At 35.4% G+C, this 21,240-nt stretch carries 18 protein-coding genes and 1 riboswitch; of the genes, 11 read left to right on the forward strand and 7 right to left on the reverse strand.

Features of this window, described 5'->3' with window-relative positions:
• Positions 1 to 16: 16 nt before the first annotated feature.
• From ACWV26_RS01120 to ACWV26_RS01150, 7 genes are all read left to right on the forward strand, one after another.
• Positions 17 to 493 (forward strand): hypothetical protein, encoded by a 477-nt coding sequence (locus ACWV26_RS01120; protein ID WP_455896557.1) that lies wholly within the window; start codon positions 17 to 19, stop codon positions 491 to 493.
• Between the two features lie 48 nt (positions 494 to 541).
• The gene (locus ACWV26_RS01125; protein WP_455896558.1) at positions 542 to 1,666 is read left to right on the forward strand and encodes a sensor histidine kinase; all 1,125 of its coding nucleotides are present in this window, start codon (positions 542 to 544) and stop codon (positions 1,664 to 1,666) included.
• Positions 1,667 to 1,858: 192 nt separating this feature from the next.
• Positions 1,859 to 2,341 (forward strand): PaaI family thioesterase, encoded by a 483-nt coding sequence (locus ACWV26_RS01130; RefSeq protein ID WP_455896559.1) that lies wholly within the window; start codon positions 1,859 to 1,861, stop codon positions 2,339 to 2,341.
• A gap of 56 nt (positions 2,342 to 2,397) precedes the next feature.
• The gene (locus tag ACWV26_RS01135; RefSeq protein WP_455896560.1) at positions 2,398 to 2,766 is read left to right on the forward strand and encodes a helix-turn-helix domain-containing protein; all 369 of its coding nucleotides are present in this window, start codon (positions 2,398 to 2,400) and stop codon (positions 2,764 to 2,766) included.
• Between the two features lie 499 nt (positions 2,767 to 3,265).
• Positions 3,266 to 4,051: a LysM peptidoglycan-binding domain-containing protein gene (locus ACWV26_RS01140; protein ID WP_455896561.1), complete on the forward strand. Its 786-nt coding sequence runs from the start codon at positions 3,266 to 3,268 to the stop codon at positions 4,049 to 4,051.
• A gap of 302 nt (positions 4,052 to 4,353) precedes the next feature.
• Positions 4,354 to 6,933, forward strand: a complete 2,580-nt coding sequence (gene mprF / locus ACWV26_RS01145) for a bifunctional lysylphosphatidylglycerol flippase/synthetase MprF (RefSeq protein ID WP_455896562.1) — start codon at positions 4,354 to 4,356, stop codon at positions 6,931 to 6,933.
• A gap of 544 nt (positions 6,934 to 7,477) precedes the next feature.
• The gene (locus ACWV26_RS01150) at positions 7,478 to 8,578 is read left to right on the forward strand and encodes an amidohydrolase (RefSeq protein ID WP_455896563.1); all 1,101 of its coding nucleotides are present in this window, start codon (positions 7,478 to 7,480) and stop codon (positions 8,576 to 8,578) included.
• 58 nt (positions 8,579 to 8,636) lie between these two features.
• On the opposite strand, the gene ACWV26_RS01155 is transcribed toward ACWV26_RS01150, so the two are convergent.
• On the reverse strand, positions 8,637 to 9,881 hold the full coding sequence (locus tag ACWV26_RS01155) for a hypothetical protein (RefSeq protein WP_455896564.1): 1,245 nt from the start codon (positions 9,879 to 9,881) through the stop codon (positions 8,637 to 8,639).
• A 98-nt stretch (positions 9,882 to 9,979) separates the two neighbouring features.
• Between ACWV26_RS01155 and ACWV26_RS01160 the strand changes: the two genes are divergently transcribed.
• The 3 genes from ACWV26_RS01160 (at position 9,980) to ACWV26_RS01170 (ending at position 12,860) form a co-directional block, all read left to right on the forward strand.
• A complete protein-coding gene (locus tag ACWV26_RS01160) occupies positions 9,980 to 11,089 on the forward strand; it encodes a mandelate racemase/muconate lactonizing enzyme family protein (RefSeq protein WP_455896565.1) in 1,110 nt (369 codons plus the stop codon).
• Between the two features lie 14 nt (positions 11,090 to 11,103).
• A complete protein-coding gene (locus tag ACWV26_RS01165) occupies positions 11,104 to 11,784 on the forward strand; it encodes a GNAT family N-acetyltransferase (protein WP_455896566.1) in 681 nt (226 codons plus the stop codon).
• A gap of 107 nt (positions 11,785 to 11,891) precedes the next feature.
• Positions 11,892 to 12,860 (forward strand): nucleoside hydrolase, encoded by a 969-nt coding sequence (locus ACWV26_RS01170; protein ID WP_455896567.1) that lies wholly within the window; start codon positions 11,892 to 11,894, stop codon positions 12,858 to 12,860.
• Positions 12,861 to 13,048: 188 nt separating this feature from the next.
• On the opposite strand, the gene ACWV26_RS01175 is transcribed toward ACWV26_RS01170, so the two are convergent.
• From ACWV26_RS01175 to pepT, 5 genes are all read right to left on the reverse strand, one after another.
• Entirely contained in the window at positions 13,049 to 13,255 is a 207-nt protein-coding gene (locus ACWV26_RS01175) for a hypothetical protein (RefSeq protein ID WP_455896568.1), read from the reverse strand.
• A 48-nt stretch (positions 13,256 to 13,303) separates the two neighbouring features.
• Positions 13,304 to 14,590: an Nramp family divalent metal transporter gene (locus tag ACWV26_RS01180; protein WP_455896569.1), complete on the reverse strand. Its 1,287-nt coding sequence runs from the start codon at positions 14,588 to 14,590 to the stop codon at positions 13,304 to 13,306.
• A 186-nt stretch (positions 14,591 to 14,776) separates the two neighbouring features.
• On the reverse strand, positions 14,777 to 15,484 hold the full coding sequence (locus ACWV26_RS01185) for a Fe-S oxidoreductase (RefSeq protein WP_455896570.1): 708 nt from the start codon (positions 15,482 to 15,484) through the stop codon (positions 14,777 to 14,779).
• Between the two features lie 319 nt (positions 15,485 to 15,803).
• Positions 15,804 to 16,784 carry a DMT family transporter gene (locus ACWV26_RS01190; RefSeq protein ID WP_455896571.1) on the reverse strand — a complete coding sequence of 327 codons (981 nt, stop codon included), beginning with the start codon at positions 16,782 to 16,784 and terminating at the stop codon, positions 15,804 to 15,806.
• 29 nt (positions 16,785 to 16,813) lie between these two features.
• Positions 16,814 to 18,040 carry a peptidase T gene (pepT, locus tag ACWV26_RS01195; protein ID WP_455896572.1) on the reverse strand — a complete coding sequence of 409 codons (1,227 nt, stop codon included), beginning with the start codon at positions 18,038 to 18,040 and terminating at the stop codon, positions 16,814 to 16,816.
• 351 nt (positions 18,041 to 18,391) lie between these two features.
• Here pepT and ACWV26_RS01200 point away from each other — a divergent pair, with 351 nt between their 5' ends.
• Positions 18,392 to 20,080 (forward strand): hypothetical protein, encoded by a 1,689-nt coding sequence (locus tag ACWV26_RS01200; RefSeq protein ID WP_455896573.1) that lies wholly within the window; start codon positions 18,392 to 18,394, stop codon positions 20,078 to 20,080.
• Positions 20,081 to 20,190: 110 nt separating this feature from the next.
• Here the strand turns inward: ACWV26_RS01200 and ACWV26_RS01205 are convergent, their stop codons facing one another.
• On the reverse strand, positions 20,191 to 20,922 hold the full coding sequence (locus ACWV26_RS01205; protein ID WP_455896574.1) for an NADPH-dependent oxidoreductase: 732 nt from the start codon (positions 20,920 to 20,922) through the stop codon (positions 20,191 to 20,193).
• Positions 20,923 to 21,090: 168 nt separating this feature from the next.
• Positions 21,091 to 21,202: riboswitch (SAM riboswitch) on the forward strand.
• Positions 21,203 to 21,240: the final 38 nt, after the last annotated feature.

Below are 21,240 nucleotides of genomic sequence, written 5' to 3' on the forward strand. Positions count from 1 at the left end.
AAAGAGAGGATTATATATGAAGAAAACCAGAATAGGGCTTATTCTAATAGCTATTGTGCTTATTGTTCTTGGATGGACAGCTTATCAGGAAAAACAGGATAGGAAACAAATAAATTCGATTATAAATGAGCAACCAGGTGTCAATGGTATTGATATAAAAATAAACAAGACAGACAAAACTATATCCTTAGGCAAGAAGGACGCAGTTTTATATAAGGAACAATATCCATTAAGCCACATAGAAAAATTAGAAAAGGCAGAAGAAAGTTTATTTGCAAAAAAACCAGATTATATAATTACCTATAAAAAGAATGGTGAAGAATTATATTCAGTTGAAATTCTTCGTCTTTTAGACAAAAATAAAGCAGTCCCCAAAAAATTAAAGCCATTTTTATTTACTGTAAAAAGTGCCTCTTATATCATTTATTGGCCAGAACAAAATAAAATATTCGAGCAATCAGAGAATACGAAGGAATTATTAAAATCTCTATGAATTAAATAAAGTAGTTCAAGAAGTACAGCTATTAAGGCGGTGTTTTTCATGACAAAATGGTATAGAGTATTCCCTAAGAATCCAGTAATGAGTGCTGTTGCATGGATTGCTTTTTGCTTTATCCCTTTTTATCTCATATTTCATTCAGCACAGAAGCTTCAATTATCGATTGTATTAGCAGTATTAATCATGTATTTAATATGTTTCCGCTTTGCTTATGCTTCTAAAAACGGACTAGTGTATATGTGGATTGCACTCGGAATGTTGATTAATGCTTCCATGACCGTATTATTTGGTTATATTTATTTTGCTTTTTTCACATCATTTTCAATCGGGAAAATCCATCAGCCAGTTGGTTTTTATATTATGTATGGCCTTCATATTGCTATGACAGTAGGATCGGTAATTGGTGGGTTCTTTATAGAAACAGATTTGTTTATCCAAGAGCTTCCTTTAATTGTTGTCATCTTGTTTAGTGCAATTTTGGGACCTTTCTATCTTTATAGTGAAAGTAAAAGTAAAAAGCTTGAGGGTGAATTAGAAACCGCAAATGCACGTATATCTGAATTAAGTGTGTACGAAGAAAGACAACGTATTGCAAGGGATTTACATGATACTTTAGGACAAAAACTTTCGATGATCGGCCTTAAAAGTGATCTTGCTATGCGATTAGTGGAAAAGAATCCAGAAGCTGCAATACAAGAAATTCACGATATACGCCAAACATCTAGTATTGCATTAAAAGAAGTACGTGAAATGGTTTCAGATATGAAGAATGTTACATTGCAAGATGAAATTATACATGTGCAGCAGATTTTAAAAGCAGCAGATATTCATTTGAAAATGGAAGGAAATCCTCAGTTTGGGAAAATCCCAACAATGCTGAGTAACTCACTTAGTATGTGTTTAAAAGAAGCTGTTAATAATGTGGTACGTCATAGTCAAGCAACTGAGTGTACAATTGCTATACTACAAACAACGGATTTTATAGAAATAATCATTCGGGACAACGGCGTTGGTGTAACAAAAAGTGTTAAAAATCACTCATGCAATGGACTAAATGGCATGAAAGAACGCATTGAATTTGTTAATGGTGAATTGGATATTCGCGAAAAAAATGGAACAACAGTGAAAATAACAGCACCAATTGTTATTGCACATGCTAAAGAATAAACATGACTCGGATATCAATTGATATTCGGGTTTTTAATTTCAAAAACTAATTAGCAATAACGAAATAGTTAGCAAAAATTTGAAAAAGTTTTATTTTAAAAGATAAAATTCATTAAAAAGAAAAGGAATCTTCTGTTTAATGTCGAAATATTTAGTATAGTCATTATTTTAATCAGAAAGGTTGAAAGGGGAATGGATCAAAATCAAATTAATGCAATCCAAGATGATTATTCAGACGAATTTGCATGGTGTTATGGGTGTGGCAGATTAAATGATGAAGGTTTTCATGTAAGAACATATTGGAAAGATGACCAAACGGTTTCTATAATTCAACCAGATCAAAAATATATAGCAATACCCGGTTTTGTGTATGGGGGATTTTTGGCTTCCTTTATTGATTGTCATGGTACTGGTTCAGCATCATTAGCTTTACACCGGAAAAATGGACATGAGCCAGGAGAGGGCATAGAGCCACCGCGCTTTGTAACGGCTTCCTTGCATGTAGACTTTCTAAGACCAACACCACAAGGGGTGCAACTAAAAGCAATTGGTAAGGTCGAGGAAATTCATCCAAAAAAGTTCAAAGTAGAAATTCAAGTATTTGCAAACGATCTTCATGTGGCAAATGGGGAAGTAATAGCAGCTGTTATGCCGAAAAGCTTCATTAGAGGTTAGGCAAGTAATTATGTAAGCGTTTTACTTAGTTTAATTACAGGGGGAGAGATGAGAGAATGTTTAGTCCACAAGAATTTGGTTTAAAGTTAAAAGAGTTACGCATTCAGAATGGGTATTCAATGTTATCGTTAGGAAAAGCAATAGGAACATCCGCAAGTCGTATTAAAAGTTGGGAAATGGGTGAAAGCGTACCTTCTGCTAGTTGGATCGTAAAGCTTAGCAATATCCTGCAAGTTTCTGCTGATGAATTATTACTTAATATAATAGAAGAAGTACCATCTAAAGGGGAAAGGATGTTTCCGAAAAAAAGAAATGCTATTCTAAATGACTTAAATGCACTGTTACACGAACTAGATCAAAAAGATTTATGGGAGATTTATACATTAGTTGAATTGAAAACTATGCAAAAAGAAGTTATATCATAATAGAAGAGTTTATAAGTTTGATATGTAAGAAGAACTGTACAAAGTTGTTTTGTACAGTTCTTCTTTTTTTCTATCGTTTTCAGGGTAGAGAGATCTCTTTTCGAAGTAGCGCCACCCAAAAACATGTAAATTTCCAATATGAAGAAGAAACTTTGTAACATTTCGATCCAAAAAAAGGGGTTTTTTATTAATAAATTATAAAGATTTTACTTTTTTATATACAAATTGAAAAAAACTTATGAAATTTCTACTTCCTCTTTAACAATACATCGAGTAATTTTCTTTTGAAAGTTAATTTATTCCAAATGTTATGAAGCCTAGCATATCAATATTCTATTAATATTTGGAAAAAATATAATAGAAATCGTGAATGAGATGTCAGAATATTGGGAAAGAATGTAACACGATTGTTACAGTGTGTACATCGAATAGCAATATGAATGACATGTAGCGATGGTAAAGTTATTCGTGTTAGTACAAAGGAGGTCGTTTTTAAACGATGAAAAAATATTTAATTGCACTAGCAGGTGTTTTCGCACTAGGAACAGCAGTAATGACAACACAGGCATCTGCTGCAAGTTACAAAGTGGAAAAAGGGGATACACTTTGGAATATCTCTCAAGATCAAAATGTATCAGTGAAAGACTTAAAAGAATGGAATGACTTAGATTCAAATGTCATTGTTCCGTCTCAAGAATTGGAAGTTAGTAATAAACCATATAAAGTAAAAAAAGGTGACACCCTAATTGGAATTTCTAAAGATACAGGGGTCTCTGTAAGAGAATTGAAAGCAAATAATAATCTTACTAATGATGTTATTATTGCAGGTGAAACCATTTCATTAAATGGCAATTCAAATCATGCGAAAGTGGATACTGTTTCAAATAACAATCCACAAACACCAGCTAAAGCACAGCCAATGAAAAAACAAACTGTGGTAAATACAAAATCAACGAATACACAACCAACAACTAGTCAAGCAAATCCTACATCAGGTAAAACAATGACAGTAACAGCAACAGCTTATACGGCTAACTGTGCTGGTTGCTCGGGTGTAACAGCAACAGGTATTAATGTAAAATCAAATCCAAATGCGAAAGTAATAGCAGTAGATCCACGAATTATCCCACTTGGTTCAAAGGTTTGGGTTGAAGGCTATGGTACAGCAATTGCTGGCGATACAGGCGGCGCTATCAAAGGACATAAAATTGACCTGCTAATGGCAAACAATGGCCAAGCGAATAGCTGGGGCGTACGCACAGTTACCATTAAAGTATTAGATTAATTAAGTCATAATATTAGAAACTATACTTATGATTAAAATTAGCTATACAATTGGTATTATTAATAAAAAATCATATACAATTGATAAAAATCTACTTTTCTATTCTATAGAAGGGTAGATTTTTTTAGTTATCCATGTTGATTGCATAACCTACAACAAAGAAAATCAAAGTGAATTTTATCTTTCAGAACTCATACATATAAAGTTTTCAAAATAATGAAAACCTTGAGTTGGCTTTACTGCAAATATTTGTACATAATTGTATAGTAGAACTACGAAGATAAAAAATTGGGTGGTAATGGATGAAATTCAATAAATCAACGATTATTCAATGGCTAAAAGTCATTTTGCCAATATTGCTAATGATATTCGCTATTCACGAAATCGTTAAAATTATAGGGAATGTAAATGGACACGAAATTGCAACGAAATTAAAATCTCTAGATGTCCGAACAGTTGCATTATTAGCCCTACTCTCACTAGTACTTGTATTCCCTATGTTTTTTTATGATTTTTTTATTGTAAAAAAGTTAAAGATTAAAAGGCCGTTACGTCGTTTGTTGAAAGAGTCACTTATCATTAATTCTTTTTCAAATCTCATTGGTTTTGGCGGATTAGTTGGTGTGTTATTACGAACGCACTATTTTAAGAAGAAAGAAATGGATAGTACAACATTTTTTAAAACAATTGCTTCCGTGACTTTGTTTTATCTTGCTGGAATTTCACTATTTACTTGGGTATTGCCAATTTTCTATAGAGACTTTCCTATGTTTAAAGATCATAAAATATTAATAGTAGCGGCTGGTGCCATCGGATTGTACTTGCCATTTCTAATTATCAAGGCCCTTGTGCAATTGATGAAGGGAACAATTACAAATGTTCGCTTGCTTGGTGATACTGCATTATTAGGTGTTTCTGTATTAGAATGGCTTGGAGCGTTTATATTCATAACCGTTTTGGTGAATGTGCTTCAAATTCCAATCAGTATTGCTAATCTAATTCCTATTTTTATTGTCGCCTCATGTGCAGGAATTGTAAGTATGATTCCAGGCGGACTTGGTTCCTTTGACTTGGTTTTCATATGGGGAGCTCAGAGCCTACAAATTCCTGAAGAATCAATCTTAGTATTGCTTCTATTTTATAGAATTGGTTATTATGTTGTACCGTTTTTAGCGGGGCTTGTTTTATTTATCCGAGAATTATGGGGGAAATTTAATATCGGCTTTAATGCCATCCCGCGTTTCTTTTTAGAAAAAACAAGTCATATTTTAGCCACAGCTCTTGTATTTATGGCTGGACTTATTTTACTTTTGTCCTCAGTAGCTCCAGGAGTGATTGAACGTATTCGTTATGCGAAAGACTTGATGTCATTTCCAATCGTTAGTTTGTCCCATCAATTAGCAGTAGCAACAGGCTTTGTGTTATTAGCATTATCAAATGGGATTTCATATAAAGATAAAAGTTCCTATCGCATGACTATATTTGTTTTACTCTTTGCGTCAGCGTTATGCATTATTAAGGGCATTGAATATAAGCAGGCATTATTTATGTTATTTGTTGCAGGATTATTGTATTTATCACGCGGTCGATTTTATAGAGAGAGTTATATTGTCACCTGGGGCCGAAGTATTTTAAATACTTTTATTATTTTTGTGATTTTATTCCTTTATATTTTCACAGGTTTATTCACCAATCCGTCTATAAAATATTCAATTCCAGAAAAATTGAGGCCATTTGTGACAACAGATTCCACCGATTTATTAAAAAGTGCATTTATGGGCTTAATTGTCATTACTGTTGTTGTAATATTCGAAGTATCATTACGTAGACTTACACAGTTTAAAAAGATTCCATCATTAGATTATGAAGAGGAAATCTTCCTCCATCTAAATAAATACGGGGGAAAGGAACTATCGCATTTAATTTTCCTTCATGACAAGTATGTATACTGGAATAAGAAAAGGACAGTATTATTTCCTTATCAAGTAGTTGCAGATAAGCTTGTTGTATTAGGAGATTTAGTTGGGGAAAAGAACGACTTTAAAAACGCGATTGAGGAATTTATTACCTTTGCGGATTATTATGGATATACCCCTGTTTTCTATGAAATTGGTGATCAATTTGTGCCTTATTTACATGGCTTTGGCTATAGCTTTTTTAAATTAGGAGAAGAAGGTTATATTGATTTATCAGAACTGAAACGTTCAAAAGAGTTCATTCATAAGACAAACGAGATAAATGTACTCTTCCATAGCGAAGGGTATCAGTGTGAGATTATGCATCCGCCTTACTCAGCTGAAGTGATGAACCAGTTACGAGGTATTTCGGACGAATGGCTTGATAATCGAAAGGAAAGGGGCTTTTCATTAGGATACTTTAATGAGGATTATTTACAATATACGCCACTTGCTATTTTAAAAAACAACAACTTTGAAATAGTAGCTTTCGCCAATTTAATTCCTTTATATGATGATGAACGCACGGTAACGATTGATCTAATGCGTTCAAAAAGAGAAGGATTACCAGACCAAGCAATGGACCTATTCTTCTTGAAAATTTTCTCCGCCTCTGTAGAACAGGGATTTAAACGTCTAAATGTTGGAATCTCACCGCTCTCACATGTGGGCGTATCGCGATTTGCTGGGATTAATGAGAAAATTGCGGCACAAATTGTGGTAACTGGACAGGATTATTATAATTTCAAAGATGTACAAAGCTTCAAAGAAAAGTTTGCAAATATCTGGAAACCGAAGTATCTTGCTTATCGAAAGAGAATTACACTACCATTCACAATGCTACAAATCATGATGTTAACCGGTGACAATAAATATTCAATTATGAGGGAAAATGTAACAGAGGCAAAAAAATCCAGGAGAAACTAATAAGTGCTGAAGCGGCTCGTTTAGGCCTGACAGGCGTTGGAAGGCCCGAATTGAAAGCGATTTTCCAGCTTTCAACCGAGGGACTGAAACGACCCGAAGGCCTAGCCGCTGAAGCTGGATAAAAATAAGTGCTGAGGGCGCTCGTCCAGCTGCGACAAGCGCTGGAGGGCTCGAATCGAAAGCGTCCTTTCAGCTTTCGACCGAGAGACCGAAGCGACTTCGAGCAGCTAGCGCCCGAAGCCGGATAAAAATAAGTGCTGAGGGCGCTCGTATTAAGGAAGATAGCCTAAAAAGCGTGACATCGTGCCGCAACGGCTATCTGACCCACATCCTGTGGACCCGCGACAGCTGCTTCCGGGCTTGAAAGATGCGCGTCCTTTCAGCTTTCGACCGAGAAACAAAAAGTAAAGAACGTTTGATTCTTGACTTTTCTTAAACTCAGCAGAATTTAGCTCCATATCATGGTCAGGCTCAATTGGAAGATTCTTTGGTAAAAGCAAAAGTTTTGGAGTATGATGAAAAGCAAATGTATTGAGGTGATGAAATGACAGTCGATGAACAAATCCTTGAATGGTTCGATTACTTTCATGAACATCCAGAAATAAGCTGGAAGGAACATGAAACAACAAAGAAAATTGCAAGTATTTTAGATGATTTACATATTTCCTATCGATTATTTGGGGATGTACCTGGTCTAGTTGCAGAGATTGGAGAAGGGGACGAAATTGTTGCAGTCCGTGCTGATATTGATGCGTTGTGGCAAGAAGTAGACGGTGAATGGAGAGCTAATCATTCTTGCGGGCATGATGGTAATATGTCGATGGTACTCGGCGCATTATTACGCTTAAAAGATCAGCCGTTAACACATAAAGTAAGGTTTATCTTCCAGCCAGCAGAAGAGCTAGGAAATGGTGCAGTTGCTGCATTTGAACATGGGGCAGTAGATGGGGTTTCACATCTATTTGGGGTCCATCTAAGACCAATCGAAGAATTGAAGTTAGGGAAGATTTCACCAGCGATTCATCATGGTGCAGCAATTTTCCTTGAAGGGGAAGTACATGGCACGGATGCTCATGGTGCAAGACCACACCAAGGGCAAAATGCAATTGATGTAGTCATGAGTATTCATCAAATGATTAAAAGTATCTATATTTCACCATTTGAAGCACATTCGGCTAAACTAACAAAAATCCTGGCTGATGGCGGTAGTATAAATATTATTCCAGGTGCTGCAAAATTCACGATGGATATTCGTGCGCAAAAAAATGGGGTTTTAAAAGAGCTTCAAGGAAAAATTGAGCATGGTCTAAATTCAATCCAACAACAATTCAATATTGACCTTCGTTGGAAGTGGGTTGACTTTACTCCAGGAGCTGAAGTCTCAGATGAAGCAGCAAAAATGGCAGAGCAAGCAATTATTGAAACATTAGGAGAAGAACATTTAGCTCCACCAGTCATAACACCAGGCAGTGATGATTTCCATTTTTACACAGTAAAAAAACCAGAGTTGAAGGCAACCATGATTGGGATTGGTGCAAACCTTTCCCCAGGATTACATCACCCCAAAATGACATTTAGTCACGAGGCATTGTTAGATGCTTCGAAAGTTTTGGCTGCAGTATTAGCCAAATCCCCAATTAAATAACAAAATTAAACCATCTAACTTTGATTAGTTAGATGGTTTTTTATTTGAAATTGATACTTTAATTATAAGTTGGAAAGTTTAGCTCGTATATTGCGCGAGGCCGCCCTTGCTGATATGACATCTCTTCTCCTACAACTTTGGCATAGCCATGTTCAACTAACTTTTTTAAAATGCGTTCAGTAGTTCTTCTAGTAACTTGTAAGTATTCTGCTAAATCAGGAGCAGTGAATTGTATAGACTTTCTAGATATGCTAAACGCCATGATCTTCGAAATATTAAGTGGACTCAACTTTGTTTCTTTTGCCATGTGTAGCACATAGGGATCCCTTGTTTGTAATGCAAGCATTGTTGTTTTCTCCGGAAATGGACCTTGCAATTCTTTGTTTTCATTCATGACGAAAATAGCGTTCGGTGTTGCAAATTCTAATGCTTTCCGTGCGTTATTTTGAGCCTCTACTATAGAACTACCATAGCCGAATGTGAGTTTAATGGGATGTTCTGAAGAATCACTAAATGATTCGAATAAATTTTGTTGAAAAGCATTTTGGATATGGCCTAATGTAGTAAACAGCTCATAATGTTGAGCATCTATTTTTTGATAGGAAGCATGAGTAGCTGTCGCGATTTGTTGTAAAATAACTTCATGGCGGTTTTCTGGACCGAGAAGTTCTAACATACCAACAACCGCCTTTGCAGATTCAGACTTTGTCATTTGGGACAATGCTTTAGTCTGTTCTAAACGATGGATAATTGAACTTTTAGAATCATGCATTCGCATAGCTGGAATACCTTCTTTAGCAAGAGCATCGTATACACTATGGATACTAGTGATGACAAATTTGACTTTGCCTTCTTGCCATAATTGTTTATGATGTAGGAAGATATCATCAAAAGATTTTTCTATATGAATTTCTTGAACAAATGGTTCTCTCCCTTTATAAAGAATATCATTCATGACATTTAGGACATGTTGTGAATTCATCACATCTATCGAAATTTGAGATAGCTGTATATTAAAATTTGCAAATACAGATAGTATAGAAGTAGAGATAGCAAATTCATCTTGGCGTAAATATGTCCATGGAATTGGCCAATTTGCTAATAATGGCTTTGCATATAAATAAGGTAATGTACCTGACAATAACAATACATCGCATGGTTTAACTTGTTTCATCAATTTAGGTGTTTCTTCTGGAGACTTATAGATGTAAAATTCTAATTGGATATTCTCCACTTCTTGTGCAATACTTATTAAACGGTCTCTAAAGGCAAGAGAACTTATGACTGCAATTTTAGTAGACATTCGATTAATTCCTTTTCTATTTTTTTAACATCAATAACGACTATTTAACGACAATATATCAATCAGAAATTAATTTGTAAAGAAAAGAGTGCTAAGACATGAAAATAACTGAAGTTGAAATTTATGCAATAGAATTACCGTTAATTGAACCATTTATTATTAGTTACGATACGTATAACACAATGCCTTCTATCATTGTGAAAATGACAACTGATGAAGGTATCATTGGCTATGGGGAAGCAGTACCAGATGAACATGTAACAGGCGAAACATGGGAAAGCACATATGCCGTATTAAAGAACCAATTAGTTCCAGCAATAATTGGCCAAAACCCAATGGAATTTGAGAAAATCCATGACATGATGAACAAAACAGTGTATCAAGTACCAGCTGCTAAAGCGGCAATTGATATTGCTTGCTTTGATCTAGCAGGTAAAAAGTTAAATGTCCCTGTTTATCAATTAATCGGTGGCCGTTACCATGAAAAATTCCCAATTACACATGTATTAAGTATTGGAACTCCTGAAAAGATGGCAAGTGAAGCAGCTGAACGTGTAGCCATGGGGTATCGTTCATTTAAGATGAAAGTCGGTACAGAAGTTATGAAAGACGTAGAGCGAATCCAAGCTGTGCGTGAAAAAGTAGGAGAAGATATTGATATTCGCGTAGATGTCAACCAAGGATGGCATAATGCCTCTACTACTTTAAAAGGTTTACGTGCATTACGTAACGTCAATTTAGATTGGCTAGAACAACCTGTTGATGCAGATGATATTGATGCCATGGTTGAAGTTAAATCGAAAACAGATGTAACGTTAATGATTGATGAAGGATTACATGGTATAAAAGAAATGCGCGAAATTATTGCGAAACGTGCAGCAGATAAAGTGAATATTAAATTAATGAAATGTGGCGGTATTTATCCTGCGATGAAGTTAGCGAATATGGCCGAAATGGCTGGAATCGAATGCCAAGTTGGTTCGATGGTAGAATCTTCAATCGGTTCTGCAGCTGGTTTCCACGTAGCGTTTTCTAAGAAAATCATGAAGAGTGTTGAACTGACAGGACCACTTAAATTCTCTAAAGATGTTGGAAATCTACAGTATGACGTTCCATTTATTTGTTTAAATGATCGTCCAGGTTTAGGTGTAGATGTTGATGAAGAAGTAATACAAGAACTTTGCCGTTATTCATGCATGGTTCGCTAGGAGGATGTTATTAGATGACTTATATTGCACAAGGGTATCTTGGTGAAACACCATATAAAGTGAAGGTTTTAACATTGGCACAATTACCTCAACTTGAGAAATTACAAACAGAAGTAATAGAAGCATTATCTGATGAAAATACATTACAACCTCTTAGCGAAGAAGAATTCACCTACATTTTAGATGGTCATGGTCTAATGATTGGCATATATGTAGGAGAAGAAATAATTGCATTTAGAGCGTTACTTGAGCCACCGATTGACGATGAACATTTAGGAAGAGATTGTGGACTCTCTGAAGAAGAATTGTCGCGCGTATTATATCAGGAAATTTCCAATGTATCACCTCGATATCGAGGATATGGCTTACAGAAAAAAATGGCTCAAATTATTATGGAACAAATTGATCTTAGTAAATATGATTATATTTGTTCAACTGTAAAACCGATGAATATTCCAAGCTTAAAAGATAAATTTTCTCAAGGTCAACAAGTCAAAGGGCTAAAAGAAAAATATGGCCATAAATTACGCTATATTTTCTTTAAAAATCTTCATGAAGTAGATCCTCATTTCACAGAAGCTCGAGCTTTGTTAATGACTGATACAACAGGTCAACAACAATTATTAAAAGAGGGCTTTCTTGGAACAGATATGTTTGAAATAGATGGCAAATGGTTTGTTATGTATAGAAAATAGTTAAGATGAAAATTTTCCTGAAAAACGATACAATGACAAAAGAAAAGATAATTGATTGATGTTGTCTCTAGTTACACTCTAGACAGCCTTCGTGAGGAGTAGAATTTATGAACAAAACACCTGTAATAATAGACTGTGATCCAGGAATAGACGATGCAATGATGTTAACATTAGCCTTTTCTCGTCCAGAACTAGATATTTTGCTTGTCACAACAGAGGCAGGAAATGTGACAACTGATAAAACTACCTATAATGCCTTAAGCTTTTTAACATATATAGGACAAGACGTAGAAGTAGCTCGTGGTTTGAATCAACCTATTTTCCGTTCTCAAGAAATAGCCGATTATGTTCATGGTGAGGGAGGACTAGGTAATGTAAAATGGGCTGATCCTATTCTAAAAGAAAGTAAACGTCCAGCTATTACAGCTATGTATGAAACTTTACTTGATAGTGAAGAGCCTGTAGTCATTATTGCAACAGGTCCTTTAACGAATATTGGTGCACTATTACTTGCTCACCCAGAAGTAAAAGAGAAGATTAAATTGATTTCTTGGATGGGTGGAGCAGCTGTTGGAGGCAATACGTCTACAACTGCAGAATTCAATGCTTATGTTGATCCGCATGCAGCAGAACTTGTCTTCCGTTCAGGTGTACCAATCGTAATGAGCGGATTAGATGTAACACATAAAGCGTACATTACTCGTGATGAGATGAAAGAGCTTCGTACACAAGGTACACCATTTGCAGAAAAGTGCGCAGATATGATGAAATTCTATACATTTACACAATCGCAAACACCATTCTATGCGCCACATTATTCAGAACAGATTCGTGTGCATGATGTTTGTGCAGTTGCAGTATTAGTTGCGCCGCAAATTTTTAAAGGTGACGATTACTTTGTGGAAATAGAATTAGAAGGTCGCCTTACACAAGGCGCAACCATTGTAGACTACATGCACAAAACGGGAAAAACACCTAATGCAAAGGTTTTACATAGCGTAGATCGTGAAGGCTTTGTAAAACTATTCTTTGAAGCATGCGAAACCATTGGACAACAATTAGTCGAGGGAAAATAGAATTTTAAGAAGAGTAGCTAAATGCTACTCTTTTTTAATTGAACCGAAATTAATATTGAAGATTTCCTAAAATCTATAGGCATCAATACTGGAAAAAGGTAAATCAAAATTACAACAATCAGCTGAAAATAAAAGGAAGACTCAATCCCTCTAAAGAGTAATGAGTCTTCCACAAATAGTTACTATTTCTATGACCATTTGCCGTCATACTTGGCATCTTTGGCTTCGTTCTCGAGCCCCATAGCTTGTGATTCCATTGGGATCGAATCGACAGTGTGCATATCTTCATGTAAATCATAAATGCTGATATTTTCTGAATCTAACATATCAGGACGATCCCTATAGTCCATATCCACGAACTTCTTTTTATCTTTTGGCAATGAGTCTTTATTCATCGTATCACGCCTCCTTGTTTAAAGGTAGTGTGTTCAACGACTTCAATATTATGCACCAATTGCTGTTTGAATCAGGAGATAGATATTCAGGCAGACTACAATTGCTGCAACAATCCATCCCAATATAGTTGTTATCTTATGATTAACAAGCCCACCCATAATTTTCTTATTACTTGTGAACATGATTAGTGGAATTAATGCGAATGCAATCCCAAAGGATAAGATTACTTGGCTCCATACAAGTGCTTTTGTCGCATTGGCACCAAATGCAATGATTAAAAGTGGAGGAATCATTGTAATGGCTCTTCTTAAATAGATGTTGATATGTTTGTTTATAAATCCTTGCATCACAACGTCCCCGGATAAAGTACCAACAGAAGAGCTTGCTAAACCTGCGATTAAAAGGCCCAATCCAAACGAAATAGATGCCATGGGTCCGACCATATTACCCAGTGAATGAAAGGCTATATCTAAATCTTCAACATTCATCCCTTTAGTGTGAAATACTGCAGCTGCGATGATTAACATGCTCATATTGATGGCACCTGCAATAACCATTGCTATTAAAATATCGATGAATTCAAATTTGAAAATTTTCCGTTTTTCTTCTTCGTTACGACCAACAACGCGGTGTTGAGTTAGTGATGAATGCAAATAAATGGCATGTGGCATCACAGTAGCTCCTAAAATTCCAGTTGCAAGTAAAACAGAATTTACATCCTTAAATTGTGGAATAAATCCTGCAGCAATTGAGCTAGCATCAGGATGTGCTAAAAACGTTTGTAATGCGAATGCCAGAACAACCATCAAGACCATAGCAGATATTCCTGCTTCAAATGCGCGTACACCACGTCGTTGAAGTTCTAAAATGGCGAATGAACCAACAGCTGTAATAAGTGCAGCAGGTAGCATAGGAATATTAAACAATAAATACATACCTAGCGCTGCGCCGATAAACTCTGCTAAGTCCGTAGCCATAATGACGAGTTCTGCCTGAATCCAAAGTAGAATGGATGTTTTTTTAGAGAAGTTTTCTCGCGCAACTTCAGGTAGGTTTTTACCCGTTGCAATCCCAAGTTTTGCAGATAATGATTGGATTAATACTGCCATTAAATTTGAAAAGGCAATAACCCATAACAGCAAATAACCATATTCAGAGCCTGCGGTAATATTCGTAGCAAAATTTCCTGGATCTATATAAGCAACAGCTGCAATAAAAGCGGGGCCTAAGAAAGGAAGGATGCTCTTAATCCCATGTGTTTTGCCAGTTAGAACATCGTTAGCAGATAGGTGATTAAACTTAGAGCGTGTAGAGTGTTCGATTTGTTTACTCATAATTTTCCTCCGTTCCCAAAAGTGTTGTATTTGAAATAATGTTTCCTAAAGGAAAGTTTTTGTTATGAGTATTTTACTGCAATTACTGAAAAATGTAAAGGCAATGAGCCTACATTTTAGTGGTTTTATTTTTTACTAAAATAGGCATTCGTACACACTTATTGGGAATATTAAAATGACGAGAATTTACTTCAAAGGGCAAAATCCACACTGCATCCATCCAGGGATATCCTTAGAAAAACAACATGTCTTTCGAACAGGGATATGGATTAGTTTGGAAGGATGCTCGCCACCTGTATAGCTTTTAAAATAGGAGTGTTTTGCAAAAGAAGACCATAGTGAATCATCTTCTAATAACCCAATATCAGTTTGAGCCTGATCACTTGTTCCAGGGTTAGAAAATAAAACGTGAAAATGCCATAACATATATCCAAATACATTTTCCCACATTAGTTTTGGGGAAATAGACGTAATTTTACGAAGCTGAACGAAAATTGTATGGCAACCATTTAATATTTTTCTAAAGGTTTCTTCTCGTTTATCTTCATCAACCCATTGCCAATCTGCTGAATTTGTAAACATACATAAGGCTTTGTTGCCAAATTCCTCTTTGATACCAAACTTTAAATGATCAATTGGACCATCCCAAAACTCGTCATACATTGTCAGCATGTAAAATTGCATAGCGATGAACATTCCGTAACGACGTGTAAAATATGATAACGCGATTGTTTCAGAGTCAACTTGGCTGATTGTCTTAATAAGTGTTATAAAATCAGGCAAGAACTCATCGTTATGTAATTGTTTTAGGTTAAAGATAGTATTAGCGGAATCGTCTAAATAGATACTGTAGGATTGTAGTTGTTGTATTTGATCTCTAGATAAAGAACTCATCTTATCACCCCTTGTTTATTAATATACATTAAATATGCAATTTTCTAAAAGAATAGTTGAAAGTATTGACAATATAATTGATAATGATTATCATTGTCATATAGAGAGAAAAACCTCCTCTTAATTTGCAAGTAGAGCAGGATTAAATTAGCTACTTTTCTCCAAAACTTAGCTGATCAATAATGATATTCCTAAACCCCCCTCAAAAAATTTAGGAATACGAGATAAGACACTTAGCGATAAGATTTCAATCTTATCGTTTTTGTTTTACAAAAAAATTGCCCGAAAAGTTTTTTGGCTTTCGGACAATTAATTTCTTCTATTCTTGAACACTATCATCTGATGAAGCATGTATGATAACACTACTCTTTTTCTTTAACAACATAGTGTGATAGCTGTGTAGTGACATTCCGATAATAATAACAGCTATTCCAACAAGTGCAAGTGGTGCAGGTAGGGGAACTCCTAAAAGCAACATTTCTCCTAGAATAACAAATAAAATTTCTGCAGATTGTGTTGCTTCTACAGCAGCAAGTTTACCTTGATCATAACGTACTCGATCTGTAGCAACGAAGAATAAGACCGTTGCGATAACACCAGAGCTAATACCGACGATTAATGATTGAATTAATTGGCTAACAGATGGAAGTCCAACTGTTGAAAGTGCATAGATTGCAATAATAATCCATGCAGGCATAGAAGCAATGGTCATTCCAAGTACCCTTTGGAATGTATCTACGCGGCCATCGCAAACTTCCATCATCTTGCGGTTTCCAAGTGGATATGCAAATGCTGCAATGATAACAGGAAATATACCTAAAAATAAGCTTTCCAGTGATACATTATTTGCGCTTGGCATCTGTATTAAAATAATACCTACTAAAATAATGCTAGAAATAAATAAAGAAATAAGCGGTATTTTTTGACGAACCGCAAAGCCATTAACATATTGGACAAAAAAGGGCGCTAATAATACACCTGCAACAATTGTAAATTGCCAAGTTCCCGATACAAGCCAACCTGGTCCATATGCTGCTGCAAATGTAAGCGGTGCATAAAAGAGTACAAAGCCTACAAAACTCCAAAGTAGCCAAGCTTTGGGCTTTGCCTTGATTTCACCTTTTACAGCAGACAGACCTTTACGTGATGCAACAATGATGATTAAAAAGGGAAGCATGAAGAAATAGCGCAATGAAGAACTCCATAACCAGCTTCCACCTTCTAATTCCATCGAATGGTTCAAAATAAACGTAACAGCAAAAAATAATGAGGCAAAAATACCGATTGCTATTTCTTTCAAAAGGTCACCTACTTATTCGTTACCAATTATTATGCTTTTTGCTCAAACAATTGAACGATTTCTATGATTACTTCTGTAGCTTTGACCATTGTTTCAGCAGATACATATTCATATTTACCATGCATATTTTCGCCACCAGCGAAGATATTAGGCGTTGGAAGTCCCATGTATGATAATTGAGAGCCATCAGTACCGCCACGGATTGGTAAAATTAAAGGTTTTATATCTAAATTTTCCATTGCCTTTTGTGCAATGTCAACAATTTCTTTAACAGGTAGGATTTTTTCTGCCATATTGTAATATTGGTCTGATAGTTCAACAGTTATAGCATCTTCACCGTACTCCGCTTTGATTGCTTTTTCAGCTTCTTTAAATAGAGCTTTTTTTGCTTCGAATGCTTCGCGATTATGGTCACGAATAATGTATGAAAGAGTAGTGTTTTCAATTTCACCTTTAAAATACATAAGATGGATGAAACCTTCATGATCTTCTGTTGCTTCCGGAACAGCTTCTTTAGGCATCATTTCTTGGAATTTAATGGCCATTGTAATAGAATTGACCATTTTACCCTTAGCAGAGCCTGGATGAACATTCGTACCGCGAGTTGTTACTTTAGCTGCAGCAGCATTAAAGCTTTCATATTGAAGCTCTCCAAGAGGACCACCATCCATTGTGTAAGCATAATCAGCATTAAAACGCTCAACATCAAATTTGTGAGGACCACGTCCAATTTCTTCATCAGGAGTAAACCCTACACGGATTTTGCCGTGTTTTACTTCTGGATGTTGAATCAAGTATTCCATAGCAGTCATAATTTCTACGATTCCTGCTTTATCATCAGCACCAAGTAATGTTGTACCATCTGTTGTGATCAGTGTTTGACCAACATAGTTTGCTAATTCAGGTGAATTCTTTGGTGATAAAACAACATCAGCATTCAGTTGAATATCGCCACCATCATAATTGTCATGACGCTGAGGATTTACATTTGTACCAGTATAGTCAGTTGCTGTATCAACATGAGCTAAAAAGCCAATGGTTGGTAATTCCTTTTCAGAGTTTGCAGGTAATGTTGCAAATAAATAGCCATTTTCATCAACTGAAACTTCTTCCATACCAATTTCTTTTAATTCAATTTCTAATACACGTAGTAAATCCCATTGCTTTTCTGTAGAAGGCGTTGTTTGGCTTTCTTCGTTAGATTGAGTATCAATTTTAGCGTAACGAGTTAATCGTTCGATGACCGTTTCTCTCATTTTTGTGAATCCTCCTTAAATTTAAACCATTGTCATAATTCTAACACTTTCCTTCGAACTACGGAATATTTTAACAAGTGTATTGTAAAGAAAATAAAGTATATCTAAAACTTCCTTAGCTCAATTCTAAAAAATATCATTAATGCTTTTATTTTTACATTACAAAATGCGACAATAATACAGATATGACTAATTAATAACTAGATGTAAGGAATCGTCTAACATTTTCTTTATGCAATATTCTTTATAATTTATACCCAATAAATTTTGAAACAATAATTCATAAGTAAAAATAAATGAAACTTCTCAAGTTTAGAGTCGTATCTTAAATATGAGAAAGGATGAGTAAATATGACAACGACGTTAATCATGTCAGCGGTTATCGCAATTGTAGCGACTATATTAATCGTACCTCTAACGAGCAAAACGCCTGATGGTGATTATAAGACAAAGTTTAAGTTACAAATGGTTATTGCTATTTTTATCTTAGTTTTAATTATTGCAGCAGTAGGTTTTTATATTACAAAAACTGATCAAAACTGGTCGGGACTATGGCCAGCACTTCTTGTAATTTCAATAATAGGTACACTTTTATCTAATGGAAATGAAAGAAAGATTAAGGGAATCATAGCTTTGGCAAGTTTAGTGTTTGGAGCTTATCTTTTAGCAGCTCCACTTTTTAATGCAAATCAAAAATACCAATCAGCAGAGATGGCAAAGAAAGTTGAGCTAAAGGCGTTTGATGATACAAAAACGCCTGCAAGCGTACCACCAAAGTTTGCCCGCAATAAAATGAAGAAGGCATTTAGCCAAGTACCAAATACAAGTTACTATGAATTAGGCAATCTACAAATCCAAAAAGTAAAAGGTGAATACGTTTATATTGCACCTGTTGAATTCTCTGATTTCTTTAAATGGATGAAAGGGAAAGAATCTCCTGGTTATTTGATGATGAGTGCGACTAATTCGTCTGACAATCCTAAATTTGTTAGTTCGCCGATGGTGTATACAACCTCAGCCTATTTAAATAACAATGTGGAACGTCATATGAGATTAGCAAATACGAAGGAAATCTTCTATGGTGATGCACAATTAGAGGTTAATGATGATGGAAAGCCATATTATATCCGTACTTATGGGACATTTATATCTGGACGTAACGGCTTTGACCCAAAAGGGATTGTTATGATTGATGCAGAAACAGGAGATTCTAAAACATATGAATTAAAGGATGTACCTGAATTTATCGATGGTGCAATTTCTCCAGAAGCTGTAAGTCGCCAAAATGAATATTTTGGAAAATACGTCCATGGTTATTTGAATAGTATCTTTGGCAAAAAAGATGTCAAATTACCTTCAGATGAAGGAACAGAAGCAAATGTTAGTCCAGTATTTGATGAAAATGGAACAATGTTTTACTTCACGGATTTCACAAGTCCTAAAAAAGGCGTAGATTCTATGCTCGGTTATTCATTGACGAATGCTAGAACAGGCCAAGCTACGTACTATTCAGGAAACAAGCAAGAAGCATATATGGATTCACAAGGCGCTATACAAATTCTCGAAAAGAAATTCATCGAGAAAAAGTGGCAAGCTGCTATGCCAATTATTTATAACTTTTATGGTGAAGCAAGTTGGTTAGTACCAGTGCTTGACTCGAATGGCTTCTTACAAAATTATTCAATAGTTTCAGCAGCAAGCCCAGAGCTTTCTGTTTCAGCAGCTACGCCAAATGAGGCATTAAGACAATATAAAACAATTATTAACCGTTCGAAGAGCAGCTCTTTAAATAGTAGTTCTTCAAATGAAGAAAAAACGGCAAAAGGTAAAGTTGTCCGTGTTTACAAAGAGAAGAGTGGGGATTTCACTACCATCTCATTCCTATTAGACAACAAAGAAAACTATATTGTTAGCTCAGAAGCAGCTCCTCTTGCAGTTTATTTAAAAGAGGGTGACCAAGTAGTAGTAACCTATTTGAATTCTAATGATGTCTTTTTACCTGTTAAAGAAATGACAATTGCAGGTATTGAAAGTAAATAAAAAGAAAAGCAAGCTTGTCTTGTACCCACAAATTAAAAGAGAGCCACGAAAAGACTAAACACTTTTCGTGGCTCTTTCTTTATGATGATTTATGTTCGAAATGAATTATGTTACTTCCAAGTAAATCCTTTGCTTGCTAGGAATTCTTTCATATATGGTCGGCGTTGTTCAATTAGATAATCGGCCATTTGTTTAGTCCAATTGGCTGATTTCTTATTAGAAGAACGACTTTCATAATATTTTTCTAAGAGTGTATCGTATTCATCTAATAGTTGGTCATACTTTTCTACGTTATAGCTATTTTCGTGCAAAACTGCATCTAAAGGAAGACGAGGTTTTGTTTCGTTTCGTTTTGTTGGTGTACCAATAGTCATTGCAAATAGTGGGAAAACGTAATCAGGTAAATCGAATAAATCACTAATTTCAGCAGGTTTGTTGCGTGCACCGCCGATATAGCAAATACCATATCCTTTTGATTCTGCTGCAATAACAAAGTTTTGTGCGAATATGGCAACATCTGCAACACCGGCCAAAAGATTTTCTGCAGAATCAGCAACAATTTCTACACCTTGTTTTTTACCCGCAGATTGAAGACGTTTAAAATCTACACAAAACAAGAAAGCAGCTCCTGCTGTTTGGAATTGAAATTCATTATTGGATAGAACACCAAGTTTTTGTTGCTTTTCTTCATCGGATACCCAGATTACACTATATGCTTGGATAAAATGTGATGTTGCTGCCATTTGAGCAGTTTCAACTAAATCTCTCACAACATCTTTTGGAATTTTTTCGCCTGTATATTTTCGAACTGATGTATGACTGCGTAATAATTCTTTAACCATTCTTAAATGTCAGCTCCTTATATGGTAAGTTTCATCTCTACTATACGGGATTTTACTCAAAATTGCATCTCTGCTAATTTTGTTATTTAAAAAATTCAGAAAAATCTTGACTTTTATCCTAGTATTCTTCTATACTTACTTCAATAAGATGGAATAAAAACCAAATAACCTTTATCAAGAGCGGCGGAGGGATAGGCCCTGCGATGCCCAGCAACCAGTAACATACCGTTTACCAAGGTGCTAATTCCTACAGGTTCACATCGGATCTGAGAGATAAGGGGAGGATAATGCTAAATTTAACCCTCTTCTTACGTGAAG

The sequence above is a fragment of the Rummeliibacillus sp. JY-2-4R genome (assembly GCF_053847205.1).